Origin of the sequence: Cohnella nanjingensis (assembly GCF_014212125.1) — a bacterium.
GTDB classification, from domain to species: Bacteria; Bacillota; Bacilli; order Paenibacillales; family Paenibacillaceae; genus Cohnella; species Cohnella nanjingensis.
Genome location: NZ_JACJVP010000047.1, coordinates 70,583 through 87,686 on the forward strand (window position 1 = coordinate 70,583; position 17,104 = coordinate 87,686).

Consider the following 17,104-nt stretch of genomic DNA (forward strand, 5'->3'; position numbering starts at 1 on the left):
TTCCGATCGCAAAAGTTTGAGCTAGAAGGACGAACGCGCTGCTAGGCACCTGGAACGTTCAAGCAGGAGAGGTGAATAGCGCCAGCTAGAATCGCATCAAGCGATAAATAAGAAAACGTTTTCAGAGAGGGACAAAAAAAGTCCGCGGACGTATGCCCCCGCGCCCCCTTACCTGCCGAGCGACGCGTCGATATCGGGCTCTCCCGTCCACTCGCCGGCTATTGGCTTACCCGCTTTTCTTGACGGAGTTGGTCTCCGGATACCGGAACGGGAACGTAATCTCGAACGTGGTGCCGCTGCCTAGCTGGCTGTCGACCTGGATGTTGCCCTGATGGTTGTCGACGATCTTGTAACTGACCATCAGACCGAGCCCGGTCCCCTTGTCCTTCGTCGTGTAGAAGGGCTGCCCCATCTTGGACAGCTGGGTCTCGCCGATGCCCGGGCCTTCGTCGGAGATGCGGATCTGGACGGTGTCGTCCACACGGCGCATCCTCACCCGAATCGCGCCGCCGTCGATCATCGCTTCGATCGCGTTTTTGATCACGTTAATGAACACTTGCTTGACTTGGTTCTCGACCCCGTACACCCAGAGCGGATCCGGGCCGAAGTCGGTCTCGATCATGATGCTGTGGAGAATCGCCTGCGTCTCGAGGAGCGTGACCGTCTCTCTCATGCTGCTGCGGACGTCATGATAGGACAGGTCGTAGACCTGCGGCTTCGACAACATGAGCATCTCGCTCACGATGCCTTCGATGCGGGTGAGCTCCGACTTCATGATGTCATAGTACGTGCCGGTGTCCTTGCGCCCCGAAGCGAGCAGCTGCAGGAACCCCTTCAGCGACGTGAGCGGATTGCGGATCTCGTGGGCGATCCCTGCCGCCAGTTGGCCTGCGACGTACAGCTTCTCGGAGTTGATGAGCAGCTCCTCGTTCTTCTTCCGCTCGGAGATGTCCCGGATGATGACCTGGATCGCGGGCTCGTTCTCCAGCGTCGTCATGAGCTCCACGATCTCCGTGTTGAGCATCTTGCCCTTCAGCGTGAACCATTCCTGCTCGAGCGGCCCGCTGTTGCCCGTGATGACGAGATTGTGCATCCGCTCGCGCACCGCTTCGTGGTCCTCCGGACGCAAGAAGGCGTAGATCGAAGCGCCGAGCAGCTCGTTCGCCTCCTCCGCCTCGAACATCCGCAAGCCGGCCTCGTTGACGAACACCCATTTGTCCCTTTTGAAGATAGCGATCGTGTCCAGCGAGTTCTCGACCAGCAGCTTGTAGCGCTCGTCCATCTGATTCATGCGCTTGTCGATGTACCAGGTGAACAAGGTCGACACCAAGAGCAGCAACATGCCGAGTCCGATGATCAGCGTGAGCAAGTTGATATCCTGACTCATCTTGTCGACGCTGGCGCCGTAGAAGGGCGACAGGTATTCGATCTCCAGCCCCTTCGAGCCTAGCAATTGCTCCACGAAGACCGAGAATCCGAGCACGAGACTCGCGAGCCAGTTGAACCGCTCCCCCGACAGTTCCGCCAGCCACAGGGAGGCGTAGGTGCCGCTGAACAGGAACAACAGCGACAGCACGATCAGCGAAGGCTCGACGATGGGCGCCCGGATGGGCTGGCCAAGCACGCTGAAGTAATTCATGAAGGTCACGCCGAAGCCGAGGATCAGACTGCCGACGAGCAGGCGGTAACGAATCACGTTGTGGAAGGTGAGCATGACGAACGCCATCAGCGAGAAGAAAATCGTGAAGAGCAGCGAGACGGGCATGCTCCAGGTGATGAAGATCGGATCGCCCTCCGCGAGGACGCCTACGAAATGCTTGACCCACATCCCGACGCCGAAGACGAATGCGCCCCCGGCCAGCCAGAAGACGCGGAATTGATTATTCTTTCTTTTGAGATTGCCGGTAAAGTTGAACATGGTATATGATGCGAGTATGCTGATCAACAGCGCCAGCAGCAGAAAACAAGCGGACCACACCGCTCCGGTACCGTTCATAGGCCAATCCCTCGCATCTTCAGGCTAAAATGACAATTCTGTTGTGACAAGTAAAAACGGCTTCGCCATCCACTTTAAAGGGCGATACGTTTTTATCGGAGACGGATCAGCGAAGGATAGGCGAACTTATACTTTCTGATACGTTAACTTAAACTTCGACGGATTTTGCAAAAATCCTCTCCTAATTTCAACCAAAAAGTGGAGGTAATCGGCATGTTTCGGCAAACTCTTACGGAATTCAAAACTTTTGCCATGCGCGGCAACGTCATCGATCTCGCGGTCGGGGTCATCATCGGGGGCGCGTTCGGACAGATCGTCACCTCGGTCGTGAACGACATCGTCATGCCCCCGATCGGTCTATTGCTGGGCGGCGTGGACTTCAAGGACCTGTTCTGGCAGATCGGCGCGACGCCGGTGAATGCAGGCGGGCCCGTTGCTATCGATACGCTGAGTAAGGCCAAGGAGCATGGGGTCGCGGTCATCGCCTACGGTCAGTTCATCAATATTATCCTAAACTTCCTCATCATCGCGTTCAGCGTGTTCTTCATGGTAAAGGTCGTCAACAAGCTCACCGCCAAAAAGAAAGAGGAAGACGCGCCCGCCGCGGCGCCGACGTCCAAGGAGTGCCCGTACTGCCTCTCCGTCATCCCGATCGCGGCTTCGCGCTGCGCGCACTGCACGTCGAGCCTGGAAGATCACGCGGGACAAGCCCACTGAGCGTGGGAGAGGTCTGATTGGAACAACTTAAGCGCGAGGGATTCGCTTGAAGAGTCGAGAGCGTGACCGGCATTAGGCGCCAGAGGAGTGGGGATATGGCAGAGCGGTTCGACATCTATGACGAGCAAGGACAGTGGATCGGCACGGCCACGCGCGAAGAGACGCACGCGCAAGGCTTGTGGCATCGCTCCTTCCATTGCTGGCTCGCCAGGCGGGGCGAGGACGGCCGGACGATGGTCCTGTTCCAGCGGCGGACCGCGAACAAAGACACCAATCCCGGCTGTTACGACATCACCATCGCCGGGCATCTCTCCGCCGGCGAGACGGTAGAGGACGCCGCGCGGGAGATGGAGGAAGAGATCGGCTTCTCGGCGCCGTTCGAGCGGCTGACCGGGTTCGGCACGGTACGCGAGGAAGACAGCGGCACGGCGCGCGGCGTCCCGTACATCGACCGCGAGGTCAGCGCGGTCTTCGGCTGCCTGACCGCGCGCAGCCTGGACGCGTTCCGGCTGCAGCCGGACGAGGTCGCGGGACTGTACGAGGCGGACGCCGCTGCTCGCGCTTATGCGCGGAGCAGCGGCGTCCGTTGAGGCCCGCGGCGTAGAGCTGGCGGCCGACGGGAGCCTTGTCCCGATCGCGTCGGTCGCGGTCATCGCGGACGCCTTCGTACCGCGCGATAGGAACTACTACATCCGCGTCTTCGAAGCGCTGGTCGCGCTAACGGCTTCCGATTGCGAAGCGCTGTAGCGCAAAGGTCGCTCATCTATGAAGTTTAAGTTCAGGACAAGCAATTTCAATTTATCGAAATCGCATCCGGTTTTCGCGGGCGACATGGAGAACAGCGCCCCAATGGCGGGAAACCGACTTTTCTGGACGACGATTAAGGCGAACTCGGATTTCGTTGAAGAGTTTGTCGCGTTTCCATTCCTCCATAAGGATGTGCCCGGAAAAGGCTTCGAGGAGTTTGATGTACTCGTCAACATGATAAATGCGCTCCCAATGCGGCCTCAGATAATCGATTCCAAGCATCGCCGCCAGTTGCCTGATTCTCGGCACAGGTGCGCAGTCCGTTCCGGCCCATAAGAGGACTGCGCCGTTCTTGAGCGACAGTTCGGGGGCGATCATGCGGCCGGGGTCGATCTCGGCCGGCGCAACGGTACCGCCGCACTCGGTACAAGGGCCGTTAGAACCGGCGCTCCTCGTCTCTGCAATAATTCCGTAAAGCACGCCAAGGTACTCCGACACGGTCGTAATGACGCCGACAAGGGCGCCTGGACGTTTGGGGTTGAACGGTCTAACCGGGATATGCGTGCGATACATGGACTAGCGCCCCTTCAGTTGCATCCGATTATTGTTGCATAAACTTGGATTCCACACGGCCGCTCCGATTCCTTTTTTTTTCACATCTGAGTTTATTCCTCGCAATGTTCATACATTCCCCTATTCCCCTCCAGCGTAAAAGAAGCGGCATCGATCAGCATAGACTCAAGGCACCAAGCGGAAAGATTTATTCTGGTAAGTTGCCAGATCGCGTCCCTACTTCATACGACGGACTTACGTTGTCATACATCAAGTGCAAGATCATGCCGGTCTTCGCATGCTCCAGATTGTGACAGTGGTCCATCCACATACCGGGATTGTCTGCGATAAACGCCACTTCATAGGTTTCGCCTGCATACACGTTCAAAGTGTCGGTCAACCATGGCGTCATGACTTTCTTGCCATTCTTCTTCAATACCGTCATATGATGCCCATGGAGATGCATGGGGTGCTCTGTAATACTTTTATTAATGAAGGTTGTCTTAATCTTCTCGCCTTCTTTGACCATAAAAGTGGGTATGTTGGGGTAGACTTCCCCGTTGATGGTCCAGAGAAATTGAATTTTCCCGTCGTAAAATCCCATTTTATTGCCCAGTATCATTTTGAATTGTCTGTCAAACTCCGTATCGGAGGTTAATTCATTGATTACCGGTTCCCCATATTGAGACGGATCGAACAGGTTCGATTCCTTCTTGAAGCTTGGATTCGCAGGCGGAGTATCCTCATAGAAAATAATACCTGGATCTTCATCGTTCTTATAATCACCAAGCTTAAATAGAACTGATCCGTCCGGCATCGTAAAGACGACATCATATCTCCCACCGGATGCAAGCCTGAATGCAGTACGATCAGTCAACAAGTCCGGCTTCTGAATCCGCATGCCATCCATGCTCGTAATCTGATAATCGACCCCTTGGAGAAGATATTTGCGTGATTGATTATGCGTATTAATGATTCTCAACTTTATTTTCTTGCCGGGTTCCACTTTCTTCATTTGAATGAGATCCTGATTTCCAAAAGCAGTCTTATCCCCCTGGTTCGTAACCCATTGATGATTGATGATCGTAAACGCTTCATCGTAAATTTCCGTTTCCTGCCTAGACTCGACAATTAGCGAACCGAACAGCCCTTTCTCGACCTGTTCCGAAGCCTGCTGATGAGAGTGGAACCAGTAGGTTCCTTCCTGCTCGGCGCGAAATTTATAAGTGAAGCTTTCCCCGGGCTTGACGACATTCTGGGTCATACCCGGTACACCGTCCATCGCATTCGGTACATTGTAGCCATGCCAATGAATCGTGACCCCCTTGGCAATATCTTTGTTGATCAGCTTTACTTCCACCATGTCTCCGTAGCGCGCACGAAGCTCAGGAGCAATCTCTCCATTATAGGTCCATGCTTCGATCTTGGCGCCGGAAGCAAGCGTAACTTCACGCATCTGCGCAACGAGTTCAAATTTGATATCTGCGGGAGCCGAGATGTCTCCTGTTAGCGCTGCTACTTCCACCGTATCGGAAGCGTTAGACGGCATATTCCTATTATGGCCTGAATGATGACCGGACGGATGACTTGAATGCGCGATTGGCGAACCTCCCCCATCGTCCATCACATGATTCATCATGTCGGAGGCTTCCGGTAATCGGGACGAATTGACTCCTGATAATACAACAATTGCTCCAACTGCGATGACTACGGCTGCCGTCAAAGCACCGGTTAACGCCAGCTTGATCATTCGCCTCCATAGTTTATGCAAGACGAACTCCCCCTTCAGAACCGCTTTGTATCTTCTAATGACGAAGATTGCCGGAACGAACAAGATAAGAACGATTAGAAGGGGCCGTGAAGCTATTTCAAGCGGGCTTGGCAGAACCGGCTGAGCAAAAATGTTTCCGAGCGCATTCATGCCGGATGCTAATGCTGCCGCATAGACGGGCAAAGTCACCATAGGATGGGTTACGGTAAGTAAAGGGTGCGGCGCAAGCTTTTCCTTATTGGAATCACGAATGCTTCTCCATTTGGGCAATGTGCTTATTAGGATGGTCAAATGCGTGATTACCATGACAGGAGCGACTGCTTTAATGATGCCTTCTACGAATATCCATTCTCCGAAGATCAACACGCTTCCGATCATGATGCACCATGCCAAACAGATAACAATGGCAATCCAACTCACCCAGAGCAGCGAATTTCTCCCGATCTTCAGGTATTTATTGTTTTTGACATATGGAAGCCAAGTTACAATTAATGAAGCGATAGACCATAATACCGTCATAGCGAATGCCAACAGAATACTGGAGAACGTGATAAACATTTACTTCACCTTTTTCGTTTTTATTTTGCCAAACGGTTTGAAATAGGAAATTGCCGTCATAAAGAGGAGTGCTACCAAGTTCGCAATGGCGCCCGCGAGAAGGGAATACGTTGTATTCTGAAATTTCGCATTGCTGAAAGCGAGTTCCCTCGATTGATCTGCTTCGCGAAGCAATTGCGATAGCCAAGAGCTCATATACTTGATTCCGAAGAGAATCAGCAAGATCGTCAACACCAGCTTTATGGCGATCCAGTAATGCTTGAAAAGTCCCCAATTCGTCCATTGAGATAACGCAAAACCTGTTAACAGAGCGACGAGCGCTGTATATCGAATCAATGCGATATCGATCAAGTGCATATTGTCGAGGGTGTAATAAAGCCGCTCGCCATTATTGGACATCATCATGTAAATGCCGAGCAACAGCATGGCAATCGCTCCTCCCAACCAACATACTATCGAGATTACATGGATTGTAATCAACAATTGCTTCTTCTTCATCGATAATCGATAGCTCATCATTTCTTCCCCCCGGTACTCGGTTGTTACTTTCTGAAGACCATGTTAATCCTGAATTGTTGCGAACTTGTGGAGGCCATCTGGAGAGATTGTGATGCTTCCGTTTATCCGGTGTGGATGTTGTATAATGGGGAAAATAAAAATGGATTGACGCGAGGGACACGGAGATGGGAATCCAAGTTTTGATCGTGGAAGACGAGGAAAAGATTTTATCGCTAATGGAGACCTTCCTTCGGACGGAAGGCTACGATATCCTTACCGCTACAGACGGGGCAACTGCAGTGCGGATATTTGCGGAGAACAAACCGGATATTGTTGTCCTAGATTGGCTGCTTCCGCAGATGAACGGTCTGGATGCATGCCGTAAGTTCAGGCAGCTTGGGGAGCCGGGAATCATTATGGTAACGGCCAAAACAGAGGAAACGGACAAAATCATAGGCTTGGAAATGGGCGCGGACGATTACTTGACGAAGCCCTTCAGCTTGAGAGAGCTTTCCGCGCGAATCCGCTCCTTATTGCGGCGAATGAATCGAGGCGGTAGCGTCGGGAAAAGCAATGAACTTCGAAGGGGCGATTTGACCATACACGAGGATAGCTTGCAAGTGTTTAAAGGACTCCAGGAAGTGAACTTGACCCCTACTGAATTCAAGCTTCTTCATCTGCTGGCGTCAAAGCCTGGACGAGTGTATAGCCGAATGCAGCTTCTTCAGCACGCCTTCGAGGAAGAATTCGTTATTGACGAACGCACCGTGGATTCCCATATTAGCAAGCTTCGCAAAAAGATCGATGACGATCAATCCGTTTACATCCAAACCGTTTACGGATTTGGGTACCGTTTTGGAGCAAACCATGAAAATTAGAACGAAGCTTATCCTGTTCACGAGCATATTGATCACATTCATCCTGTTCTGCCTGCTCGCTGTCACGCATATTCAATTTTACATTGTTCGCGATTACGCTTATTTGGAGAATAAAGCCGTCTTCAAATCGTTACAGGATGAGTTCCAGCAATATTATGCGCATCACGATGAATCCTGGGAAGGCATCCAAAACAGCTCATTCGAACATAGCCCTCCATTCGTCGAGATCGCCTTGGTCGTGGATGGGGATCAATTGTACCAGAAAGGGCAGCTCAGTCTGGAGAATATCATGGAGGGAGGATTTCAACTAAAGATTCATTCGAACGATCGAGTGGTCGGCAAACTATACGTCATGAATGAAAGCCAATACAAAACGTATGAGTTCAGATCCATTTGGTACAACATATTGCCTAATATCATCCTTGTATCTTTACTAATCACCGGTGTTGCCGCTGTGTTCATCATCTTCTTATTGTCCTGGACGCTAACCGTTCCGATTCGTAAAATCATTAAGGGAATTGACACGGTCAAGATGGGGGAGCCGGAAGTCATATTGCCTGTCCACAGGAAGGACGAGTTCGGGGCGATAGCGAGAGCGTTACAGGAGATGAATGATAGTCTCGCAAATCTGGAACAGTCCCGCAAGCAGCTATTATCCGATGTAGCGCACGAATTGAAAACGCCGCTTATGATTATGCAGGGAGAAATGGAATTAGCCCAAGAGATGGAGACCACACTTTCCTCGGAGAAAATATCGTCTCTACTTGATGAAGTGTTGAGATTATCTCGTCTCGTTCATGATGTGCTGGATTTATCTAGACTGGAGGCCGGCGGCACGGAACTTCGTCCGACAACAGAGAATATAGTTGCCATAATAAAGGGAATGGTAGAGAAGATCATGTTCCTGGCGGAAGATAAACAAATAGGTGTATCCATGCATATTTCGGAGGGTGTAATCGATGTATCGGTCGAGAAGTCTCGTATCAATCAAGCCATCTACAATATCCTGATCAATTCGATCCATTACACGAACCAAGGCGAGCAGGTGCAAATCCGTGTTGCACGGATATACCATGCAGCGAGGCAGAGCAAATATGCATGCATCACGATTGAAGATAACGGGGTCGGCATTTCCGCAAAGGATCTGCCCCATATTTTTAACCGCTTCTATAGGGCAGACCATTCAAGAACGCGACCAAGCGGCGGGACTGGCCTCGGCCTTGCTATCGCGCAGCAGAATATCCTGGTCCATCAAGGTTGGATCGACGTGCAAAGCGAAGTAGGCAAGGGTACAACGTTTCTCATCTATCTTCCAATCCCTCCTTCTATTTGACATAGCCTTCTCGACATTCGCTGGTGCAGGTGGGACGAGGCAGAATGCCGGATGGATATGGAGCGCTCGTTAACAAGCGGCGCCTAACTTAAAATTCATCAAAATGGGTAATCTAATTCAGACGATGCATCGAAGGAGGAAATCAAACATGCGAAAATGGATCATGCCCGGCCTTCTGACAGTCTGCTGTCTGTTCGCCGTCATGCTGATGTTCTACTCCCTCCGGAAAGGCGAAACGCCTTCCGTTCCGCACGAACAGGCCCCCTCAGCCACGGCTTCCGGCGAAGCTGCGCCGGCGGTCGGTGCCGAAGCGGCAACGGCCGTCTACAAAAGCAACTGTCTGTCTTGCCACGGCGATCAGTTGCAGGGAGCGATGGGACCGGCCCTGACAAAGGTCGGTTCGACGCTGTCCGAAGATGACATTCGCAAGCAGATTACCAACGGAGGCGGCGGCATGCCCGCTTTCAAAGGGACACTGACGGACGAGCAGGTTAATGCGGTCGCCTCCTGGCTAGCCGCAAAAAAATAACCATGCCGGGAGGACCTGCCGCACACGCTCCTGCTGTTTCCGCCTCCGACCGGCGATCCGGCTTCAGCTTGCCAGCCAATTCACGCAGCAGCCGGATCAGCTTGTCCGCGCCTCCGCAAGGCTGCAGCTATTGTAGCCGATGCACTTGCACATAATTGTCGATCGTATCCTGGATGCGGATACCCGCTTCCGCAATCTTCTCGATCCCATTGCTGTACTTTACTTTGAAAGTGAATGTATACGGGCCTTCCGGCAGTCCAGACAACGGTTGGCCATAGTCCCGGCTAAGGATGGTCCCTTTCCAGAACACCGGTCTCGCCGCTTCCTGCGCCTTCAGATCGGCGCGAAGCCCCTTCTCCGCCTCCACCGTCACCGCGAGCGGCTTGGTCAACGACGCGCCCGTATCCGTCACCGAAGCTTCCAGCATGAACGCTTCTCCCGCCCAGAACCAATTGGCCGGTCTCGGCGCGTCCGGGTAGGCGGCGTTGTAGCGCAGCCGATTGGCTTCCCACGCTTCCGTGTGACGAACTGCGCCCGTGATGCCTAGCGGCCATACGCGGACCGCCTTGCTTGACGTTACGGCCGGCGCGATCCTGTCGCTTACCGTCATCGTCACGGCCCACTCTCCAACCTCCATCATCCGGAGCGTCGGCCCCATGGTCGGATAGGGATGGCGCAACGTGTAGGAATAGCTCTTCTTGGTTCCCGACGGAGACGTCAGCTCGTAGGAGACATCCAGCTCGTCCCGGTCCGGATCGTCGACATCGGTCAGGAACGTAACCGTATCCCCTTCGTACACCAGCGTCGGCGTCCATGCGAAGTCCCCGGTAGGCGGCCTGTTTGTAACGAAGTAGATATACTCGTACTTGCCCATGTTGCCCGCGCGATCCCAGTCTACCACCATCAAGCGATACGTTTGGCCAGGCAGCAAACCGTTGACCTGATAGGATTGCGAGGCGTTCGGGAGCGTCACGTAGTTCTCTGTCGTCCCGTTGCCGTCTAAGTCGATGTTGGTCATCGATCCGTCTGCATTGACCTTTTGCATGCAGAAGCGCCTGTAATCATGCCCCGAAGACGGCGCCGCATCCTTGAAGGCGTCGAAAGTCACCTTCACCGACGTAGGTTTGATCTCTAACACTTCGTTCGTGTCCTCCGGCTGGACGGTATCGACGAAGTAGAATCCGTTGGTCGAGTAGGGACCCCATTGATAGCCGTCATGTGCTCGCGCCCGCCAGAGCTGCAGTCCCTCCGGAAGAGGCGTAGGGGGCTTGTACGACATCGCCGATGTCGAGGTCTCCGTGTCCACGCCCTTCAGACCAAGATCGGCCAGGAACGTCTCATAGTCTACGTACTTGATCGGATCGCGTTCCGGGTCCGTCACCGATACCTGGAACACGGGCTGATTGTAGTTGATGAATATCGGGTGATCCGCATCCGGACCATTATAGTTCAGCAGCGTCGTGGTCGGCGGTTTGTTGATGATAAAGTAGACCACGTTACTCGGATCCGACCAAGCGCCTTTCGAGAAGACGCGGCCTTGCACCTTGATGATCCTGCCAGTGTCGAATGTACCCTGCGCAGCCTCAAACGACTTGTCGGCGCTAACCTGCTGGAGGTAGAACGCTGTCTCCCCATTATCTACGTAGGTGAAGTTCAGGTTGTACATCTCCTGCGGATCGTTCTGCGCATCGTAGTAATTCCAGTATGTCGTCGGATCCTTCAGATACACGCTAGGATTTGCTGCCGTCCCGCTTGGCACGGTGATGACCATCGAAGGCTTGGTCTGATTGACCGGGCCTAAAGCGTCCTTGACGATACGCTGCTCCGCCCAGTAGGACCAGGCTCCGTGAATGTCCTGTACTTGCTCCTGAATGATGAGCTCGACGCCAGGGCGATTGTAGAAGTTGCGCTGCCCCTTTGTCCAAGTTTCTTCATCGGCCCAACGCGTCCGGAACAACCGGTCCTGGAATCGTCCCGGCACGTCCAGGTCGTACGACTGATCGCCCGACAGATAATCCAGCGCTTCGCCGTCCGGATAGACGACGCCGGTGAAGAGTACGTTCGGAACGGCGACAGGCCTACGGTGGACATAAAGCGACTTGGTGATCGGCTCCGAGAAGAGACGGTATCCCTCCATGCCGGGATCATCCTGCGCACGGTACGTGATGTCATACTTGCCCGGTTTGTCCAGCACATTAATGGTGTCGTTAAAAGTTCTGCCGTTGTAGACACTGATGCCTTCCGGATTCGCGAAGTAATTCGGATTATGCACGTATGTCCACTCTTCAGCGCGCTTCGGATCGCTCTCGATGTCGCTGAACAGCTTCTCGTACATGATTGGGTCTCCGACCAGCGCGGTCTCGTACGTTGGCTGCGGGACCGTCGTTCCGTAGTTGGTCCGCTTGACGTTGCTGAATACGGCCTGCTGCTGCGAGAGCGACATGATACCCGCGGAACCTCTGGTAAAGGTGCTGTCGTTCGCCTCGAGCCACTTCACACCGTTTACGAAGACCCGAATCGTTCCGGCGGCAGACTCCAGTTTGACCGCGTAAGCGGCGAATGGCGCGCGGTTGAGCGGCGTGCTTTGCAGCAGCGTCTTTGCCCCGCCAACGACCCGGAACAGCGAGAGCATGTCCCTGGACCACTCGACGGCATACATGTTTTTCTCGTCTTGGATCTGGATCGCAGCGCCTACCGGCCGATCGTTGACCGGATCGTTGACCGCGACGTTGAATTCCAGGGTCTGGTTGATCATCTTGCTCGCCGGATCGTAGAACAGTCCGCCCCAGTTTTCGGTGAAAATCTCGATCGAGTCGGCGTCTACCTCCCTTATAGCTCCTGCTCCACCGGAATTCGGGACCATCGGAAGGACGTACGACTTGTTTTCGAAGTTCTGGTCTAAATAAGGGAAAATGTACAATGACCCATCCGGCAGAATCGGCGTGGAGTCTAACTTCACCGCTTCGTTGTTGGGGCACCGTAAAAAGGTCCAGTTCGGCTTGTACGTTGTAAGGGCGCTATCCAGCTTAACATTGACATTCAATTTGCACGGCAAATTGTAATTGTAGCGATCCTCTCTCTCGGCGGATGCTTGCACGCTAAACTTCTGCCCGGACGGGAGTTTCATGACCGGGCTATTGTTGTACGGACTTCCGGCCGTGATCAAATCAAAGGTGTCCGGCGTAATAATCGGGTATGCAGGGTACACGGCGCCGAATCCGTCACCGAAAGTGCCTTCTCCGCCATAGGCCAGGGCCAGATCAAGACTATTCAAGTTCGAAGATACGGCAGCTGCTACCTGAAACGTTCTTCCCTGTATTCCACCCGTTGTATTGATCGGAGCCATCGTCCGTGCAGCCAGCATCGAGCCGCTGTCATTTACGGATAAGGAGAAATACATGGCTCCTTCAAAGAACTCTCCAAGACTACTATTGGCATGAATCTTATTGATGACGTTGAAATATGAGCTGAACAACGATCCTCCCGTGATCAGGTAGGTATCTCCATTGTTCGCAACGATAATCTTGGAGCCGCCATTCACTTTGTAGTACCCGATATTACGCCAATCCCTAGCTTCCGCTCTTTGTCGAGCTCGGGAATCCGTGATATTCCAGATGATCGTATTGTAGCGGATCGAGTATTTGACCGCCTGCTCGCCAACGGCAATGATGAAGTATTCACGATCCTTGGAAAGATAGAATCCGAAACCCTGTCCATCTCTGTCGAATTCACCGCCCCATAAAGGCGTCGGCCTGTAAATCCAACCCGCGTTCAACGGGTACTCCTTGACGAACGCACCCGTGGCATCAAATACTTTGATGGCGGTGCTAGAGATGAAGTAGAGGTTCTCGTCTTCCGCAAGCGTCATGAACGCCCCATCGGTTTGCCAGGATTTCGTGAAGGTCTTTATGATATTCCCGGTTTGAGCGTCGCGGAGGGCAAACCTATACTCCCCCGTATAACTATATCCCTGGCCGTTCACCCAATTGTTCTGATATGCGTTATTAAACGTGATTATCCGATGACCGGACAGCACCCGTTGTAATGGAACGCCCTCCGTAGGGGACCAGACTTCCAGAGACTTCAGATCCGATGCCAAGTTGTACTTCGATCTAGCATTGGGACCAAGCCCGGCGTCCGGATACCCGACTGCAAAGCTGCCCCGAACAGCTGTTTTCGTGGAAATCGCGGTGCTGTCCGTCTTCCAGGCAACCTTGTCGCTGCTGCCTCCCAGATAGGGGGACTTTAAAATCCACGAACGTTTGATCGAATCCGGCGTGTAGTTGGTGACGGGAGGACCGCTGTCCGGATCTTGGCTCGGCTGCTGCGTAATCCCGTATGCGTTGAAGTTAACGATCGGCGCTTGATTCAGCACATTCGTAACAGCCGTTGGAGATACGGCGGTGAGGCCCGTATCTGCGGTAACCGTCGCCCTGTACTGCCGTTTGCCTACGGTCGTGTACTTGGTCTTGTAGGTGAGCTTGAAGTCGCCATCGTAGAGGGTCGTCCAGGGCTCATCTTCAAAACTGCCATCGTTGTTATGATCGTACCGCTCCTCGAGCACCAGATGTTCGATAATATCGTTGTCCGGGCTCTCGGCCTGAATGTAAAGCGTGTTCTCTACGTTCCGGTACGTCTCCGGTGGCGCGATCAGATTCACGACAGGAGGGGAGGGGGCGACGATTTCCAGGACGAGCTTATCCCAGGCGCTGCCCTTGCCGGTTGTCGTGTACACTTTCCCTTCCAGATCATAAAGTCCAGGCTCCGATGGCGCTTTGTCCGGGAAGGCATAGGTGTACGTCGAGAAATCGGATTTCTTCATCCGAACCTCGTCCTTCGATCGATCCAGCGAAGTTGTATAGCACTCGTTGCCTGTCAGGTAAGAGTTATTCAGATGATGCTTGTAAGGGAACGGCTTCCCTGCAATCCATCTGGTGATGCCCGTCACCTTGGCATGCGGATCCGGATCGTCTGTACAGATCTCGGGCGGATCCGGATGATCCGGAGGCTTCGGCTCCTCTTGGACCTTGACGGTGAGCTGCGTCCATTCGGATTCCTTGCCGGCGCTGTTCGTGACTTTCAGCTCGACGAGGTATGTACCCTTGTCCGAGAAATCGGTTGGTTTACCCGTCTTAACGGTTCCCCCGGGAGGCGTGTACTTCCAATCTCTCTTGGTGATCGGCTTGCCGTCCGGTGAATACGATTTTTCGTCTCCGAGCTTGGCATCCGTTTTCGGCTTGATATAGATCGTAGGAGCGTCTCGATTGTCGCCCTCTAGATGGCTGATGATCGCGATCGGGGCGACTGGATCGCCTTTCGCGTTCACCATGATCTGGAACGGAAACGTGTTGTTCTCCTCGTTCGACTCGACTACCATGCCTGTTATGTCGACCTTGGCCGTCAGCTTCTGCATTCCTTTGGTGGGGAATGATGTATTGAAGGTGACATTTGTTGTAGCGCTAGGCGCAAGGTTTGCTACGCGTTTGTTTGGAACCGTCACGCCGAAGAGACCGACATCGAACGCCCCGCTGTTCGCGTCTCCAATATTTTTGGCCGTCACGGTGATGGTGACGGGGTCGTTGACGTAAACAGCGTCTGGGTAGAGGACTTTGGTGATCGTAAGATCGATAGACGGAGTTGGAACTGATTCGATTGGAATAAGTGGCTTAACCGTGAATGTCTGGTACCACCATTTCCCATCCCCGCCGATACTCCACATTTGGACGGATCCAGGTGAAAAGTCTCTAGGTGGGGAGAGGATGACGGCATAATCGAGAAGGTCTGAAACTGACCAACGTTTTCCGGTCAAACTATTATAGTTATCTAGCCAATTCTTCCAAGTATAGGGGTCTATCATACTGCTCTGAATGCCTGAAACATAGGACTGATTATCCCTATAGCCGTCTTTATGAACTCCACGTCGAATACCTTCGGGATCAAGCCAAGGGTTCTTTTTCCAGTTCTTCGCAATGCTCCTCGTGGCATCGATATCATTTGGGAATTTCCAGTTTGTAAATGGAGTGCCGTTTATATCCTGGCCAAGGTAACGCCATTGGTTGTTTGAGTTACTTTGACCGTTACCTGGCACGGAGGCAGGACCTCCATAAACGACTACAGCTTCTCCATAGCCTGCTTCATTTAATAGATAATCTAGATTAAGGGGAAGTCTGTTCGCGTTAGTTGTAGGAATATGGTATTTGTCAATAATCGCTTGCGCACGTCTCTGTTGATCATCATTACTGGCAGCCGATGTCGGAGAAATGGGAAGGGAGCCAACCAAGAAAGCAGCAACAAGCAATAATGCAAAGAGCTGTTGGAGTCGTTGCTTCAAAAAGGTCACTCCCCGTAAATTTGAATAGCAAGACCTTTATCCGTATTGGGTTTGTAGACAATAAACTTATGTCCGTCGTACTTTGTTTGGATAATGCTGCTTTCGTTTCCTGGTACGAAGGTCATATTGCTGATACGAACAGAGTCCTTGTATGCTTTCTCATACGATTTCGGGAAATAAACTTGTAAAACATCCCGAAGTAGGGATAACTCTTCTTTGTCGGTTGCATAGAGGTCAATAGTTAACACCTTAGCTTCACTGGTATACTCGATTCTAAATGTAATATCGTCATTGGTATCATCGCTACCTTTATGAACGACGACAGCTCCTTTAAATCCTTCTCTTACTGTACCGTACTTGTTTTTGGCGGTATTAATCATATCCATTATGGTTTTCGTAGTATTTGGGAACCCCACAACCTTATTAGGCGACTCCGGATCAAGCACACGCGCAATCATAACCACCGCCTCCGCACGGGTAGCGCTCTTGGTTTCGCCCATCGTGCCGTCCGAATAACCACTCAAGATACCCAGAGATTTCGCTACAGCTACGTACCCCTTGCTTTGCCCCTCGTCGTTTTTCCCCAGGGCTCTGACCGTCATCTCCGCGATCTCGCCGCGCGTGATCTTCTGGTTCGGCTTGAACTCGTCATTCGGGTAAGCACTCGCGACAATGACCCCTTGGTTCAGCCCGGTTGCGATATACGGCCGGAACCAGCCGGTGTCGTCGGTGAAGGAAGTATCCTCGTCGGTCACGTTGAATTTCATGGCTTTCATTAACGCCTTCAAAAACTCGGCGCGTGTAATGGTGGCGTCAGGCTTGAACGTATTGTTCGAATAACCGCCAATCCAGCCAGCTGCAACAGCCTGATCAATATTGGATTGGGCCCAGTAGCCCTTGGGCACATCTGTGAACTTCCCCGTCGCTGCGAATACAGACGAAGCAAAAATGATAGAGGCAAGACCTACAGATACGGCTACTTTAATGATCGTTTTCATTGGTATCGTCTCCTTTAGGTTCGTTGGAAATTAGGGCCATTTCATGCAACTAACCGGATTAAATTTCTATCATCTCTTCTCCCTTGTCTCAGTCAGATTTAACTTACCTAATGACCAGGTCCCCTCCCCACATGGCAGTCCGCAAACGCAAAAAAGGAAGCACGAAGACGTCTATCGTTCGTCTGCGGGTGCTTCC

12 protein-coding genes are annotated in these 17,104 nt (G+C 52.6%); 6 read left to right on the forward strand and 6 right to left on the reverse strand.

Features of this window, described 5'->3' with window-relative positions; genetic code table 11:
• Positions 1-226 precede the first annotated feature (226 nt).
• Positions 227-1,996: an ATP-binding protein gene (locus H7C19_RS27745; protein WP_185672340.1), complete on the reverse strand. Its 1,770-nt coding sequence runs from the start codon at positions 1,994-1,996 to the stop codon at positions 227-229.
• A gap of 213 nt (positions 1,997-2,209) precedes the next feature.
• Between H7C19_RS27745 and mscL the strand changes: the two genes are divergently transcribed.
• From mscL to H7C19_RS35035, 3 genes are all read left to right on the forward strand, one after another.
• Positions 2,210-2,713 (forward strand): large conductance mechanosensitive channel protein MscL, encoded by a 504-nt coding sequence (gene mscL / locus H7C19_RS27750; RefSeq protein ID WP_185672341.1) that lies wholly within the window; start codon positions 2,210-2,212, stop codon positions 2,711-2,713.
• A gap of 95 nt (positions 2,714-2,808) precedes the next feature.
• Positions 2,809-3,303 carry an NUDIX hydrolase gene (locus H7C19_RS27755; RefSeq protein WP_246469851.1) on the forward strand — a complete coding sequence of 165 codons (495 nt, stop codon included), beginning with the start codon at positions 2,809-2,811 and terminating at the stop codon, positions 3,301-3,303.
• Complete coding sequence (locus H7C19_RS35035; RefSeq protein ID WP_246469852.1) at positions 3,278-3,460, forward strand: hypothetical protein; 183 nt, start codon at positions 3,278-3,280, stop codon at positions 3,458-3,460. The genes H7C19_RS27755 and H7C19_RS35035 overlap by 26 nt, the downstream gene beginning before the upstream one ends.
• 51 nt (positions 3,461-3,511) lie before the next feature.
• Here H7C19_RS35035 and H7C19_RS27760 read toward each other — a convergent pair whose 3' ends face one another.
• From H7C19_RS27760 to H7C19_RS27770, 3 genes are all read right to left on the reverse strand, one after another.
• The gene (locus tag H7C19_RS27760) at positions 3,512-4,033 is read right to left on the reverse strand and encodes a hypothetical protein (protein ID WP_185672342.1); all 522 of its coding nucleotides are present in this window, start codon (positions 4,031-4,033) and stop codon (positions 3,512-3,514) included.
• Between the two features lie 187 nt (positions 4,034-4,220).
• On the reverse strand, positions 4,221-6,341 hold the full coding sequence (locus H7C19_RS27765; RefSeq protein WP_185672343.1) for a multicopper oxidase family protein: 2,121 nt from the start codon (positions 6,339-6,341) through the stop codon (positions 4,221-4,223).
• Positions 6,342-6,839 carry a DUF2269 family protein gene (locus H7C19_RS27770; RefSeq protein WP_246469853.1) on the reverse strand — a complete coding sequence of 166 codons (498 nt, stop codon included), beginning with the start codon at positions 6,837-6,839 and terminating at the stop codon, positions 6,342-6,344.
• A 185-nt stretch (positions 6,840-7,024) separates the two neighbouring features.
• On the opposite strand from H7C19_RS27770, the gene H7C19_RS27775 reads away from it, so the two are divergent.
• The 3 genes from H7C19_RS27775 (at position 7,025) to H7C19_RS27785 (ending at position 9,579) form a co-directional block, all read left to right on the forward strand.
• Entirely contained in the window at positions 7,025-7,717 is a 693-nt protein-coding gene (locus H7C19_RS27775) for a response regulator (RefSeq protein WP_185672345.1), read from the forward strand.
• Positions 7,707-9,050, forward strand: a complete 1,344-nt coding sequence (locus H7C19_RS27780; RefSeq protein WP_185672346.1) for a sensor histidine kinase — start codon at positions 7,707-7,709, stop codon at positions 9,048-9,050. Before H7C19_RS27775 ends, H7C19_RS27780 begins: the two co-directional genes overlap by 11 nt.
• 148 nt (positions 9,051-9,198) lie before the next feature.
• A complete protein-coding gene (locus H7C19_RS27785) occupies positions 9,199-9,579 on the forward strand; it encodes a c-type cytochrome (protein ID WP_185672347.1) in 381 nt (126 codons plus the stop codon).
• Between the two features lie 127 nt (positions 9,580-9,706).
• On the opposite strand, the gene H7C19_RS27790 is transcribed toward H7C19_RS27785, so the two are convergent.
• Together H7C19_RS27790 and H7C19_RS27795 are read right to left on the reverse strand one after the other, a co-directional pair.
• Complete coding sequence (locus tag H7C19_RS27790) at positions 9,707-15,919, reverse strand: Athe_2463 domain-containing protein (RefSeq protein ID WP_376775449.1); 6,213 nt, start codon at positions 15,917-15,919, stop codon at positions 9,707-9,709.
• Positions 15,916-16,908 carry an S-layer homology domain-containing protein gene (locus tag H7C19_RS27795; RefSeq protein WP_185672349.1) on the reverse strand — a complete coding sequence of 331 codons (993 nt, stop codon included), beginning with the start codon at positions 16,906-16,908 and terminating at the stop codon, positions 15,916-15,918. Before H7C19_RS27795 ends, H7C19_RS27790 begins: the two co-directional genes overlap by 4 nt.
• Between the last annotated feature and the right edge of the window lie 196 nt (positions 16,909-17,104).

Excerpts from the sequence above, each read along its gene's own strand:
- H7C19_RS27745 (WP_185672340.1), bottom strand. The coding sequence starts at position 1,996 with ATGAACGGTACCGGAGCGGTGTGGTCCGCTTGTTTTCTGCTGCTGGCG.
- mscL (WP_185672341.1), top strand. The coding sequence starts at position 2,210 with ATGTTTCGGCAAACTCTTACGGAATTCAAAACTTTTGCCATGCGCGGC.
- H7C19_RS27755 (WP_246469851.1), top strand. The coding sequence starts at position 2,809 with ATGGCAGAGCGGTTCGACATCTATGACGAGCAAGGACAGTGGATCGGC.
- H7C19_RS35035 (WP_246469852.1), top strand. The coding sequence starts at position 3,278 with ATGCGCGGAGCAGCGGCGTCCGTTGAGGCCCGCGGCGTAGAGCTGGCG.
- H7C19_RS27760 (WP_185672342.1), bottom strand. The coding sequence starts at position 4,033 with ATGTATCGCACGCATATCCCGGTTAGACCGTTCAACCCCAAACGTCCA.
- H7C19_RS27765 (WP_185672343.1), bottom strand. The coding sequence starts at position 6,341 with ATGTTTATCACGTTCTCCAGTATTCTGTTGGCATTCGCTATGACGGTA.
- H7C19_RS27770 (WP_246469853.1), bottom strand. The coding sequence starts at position 6,839 with ATGAAGAAGAAGCAATTGTTGATTACAATCCATGTAATCTCGATAGTA.
- H7C19_RS27775 (WP_185672345.1), top strand. The coding sequence starts at position 7,025 with ATGGGAATCCAAGTTTTGATCGTGGAAGACGAGGAAAAGATTTTATCG.
- H7C19_RS27780 (WP_185672346.1), top strand. The coding sequence starts at position 7,707 with ATGAAAATTAGAACGAAGCTTATCCTGTTCACGAGCATATTGATCACA.
- H7C19_RS27785 (WP_185672347.1), top strand. The coding sequence starts at position 9,199 with ATGCGAAAATGGATCATGCCCGGCCTTCTGACAGTCTGCTGTCTGTTC.
- H7C19_RS27795 (WP_185672349.1), bottom strand. The coding sequence starts at position 16,908 with ATGAAAACGATCATTAAAGTAGCCGTATCTGTAGGTCTTGCCTCTATC.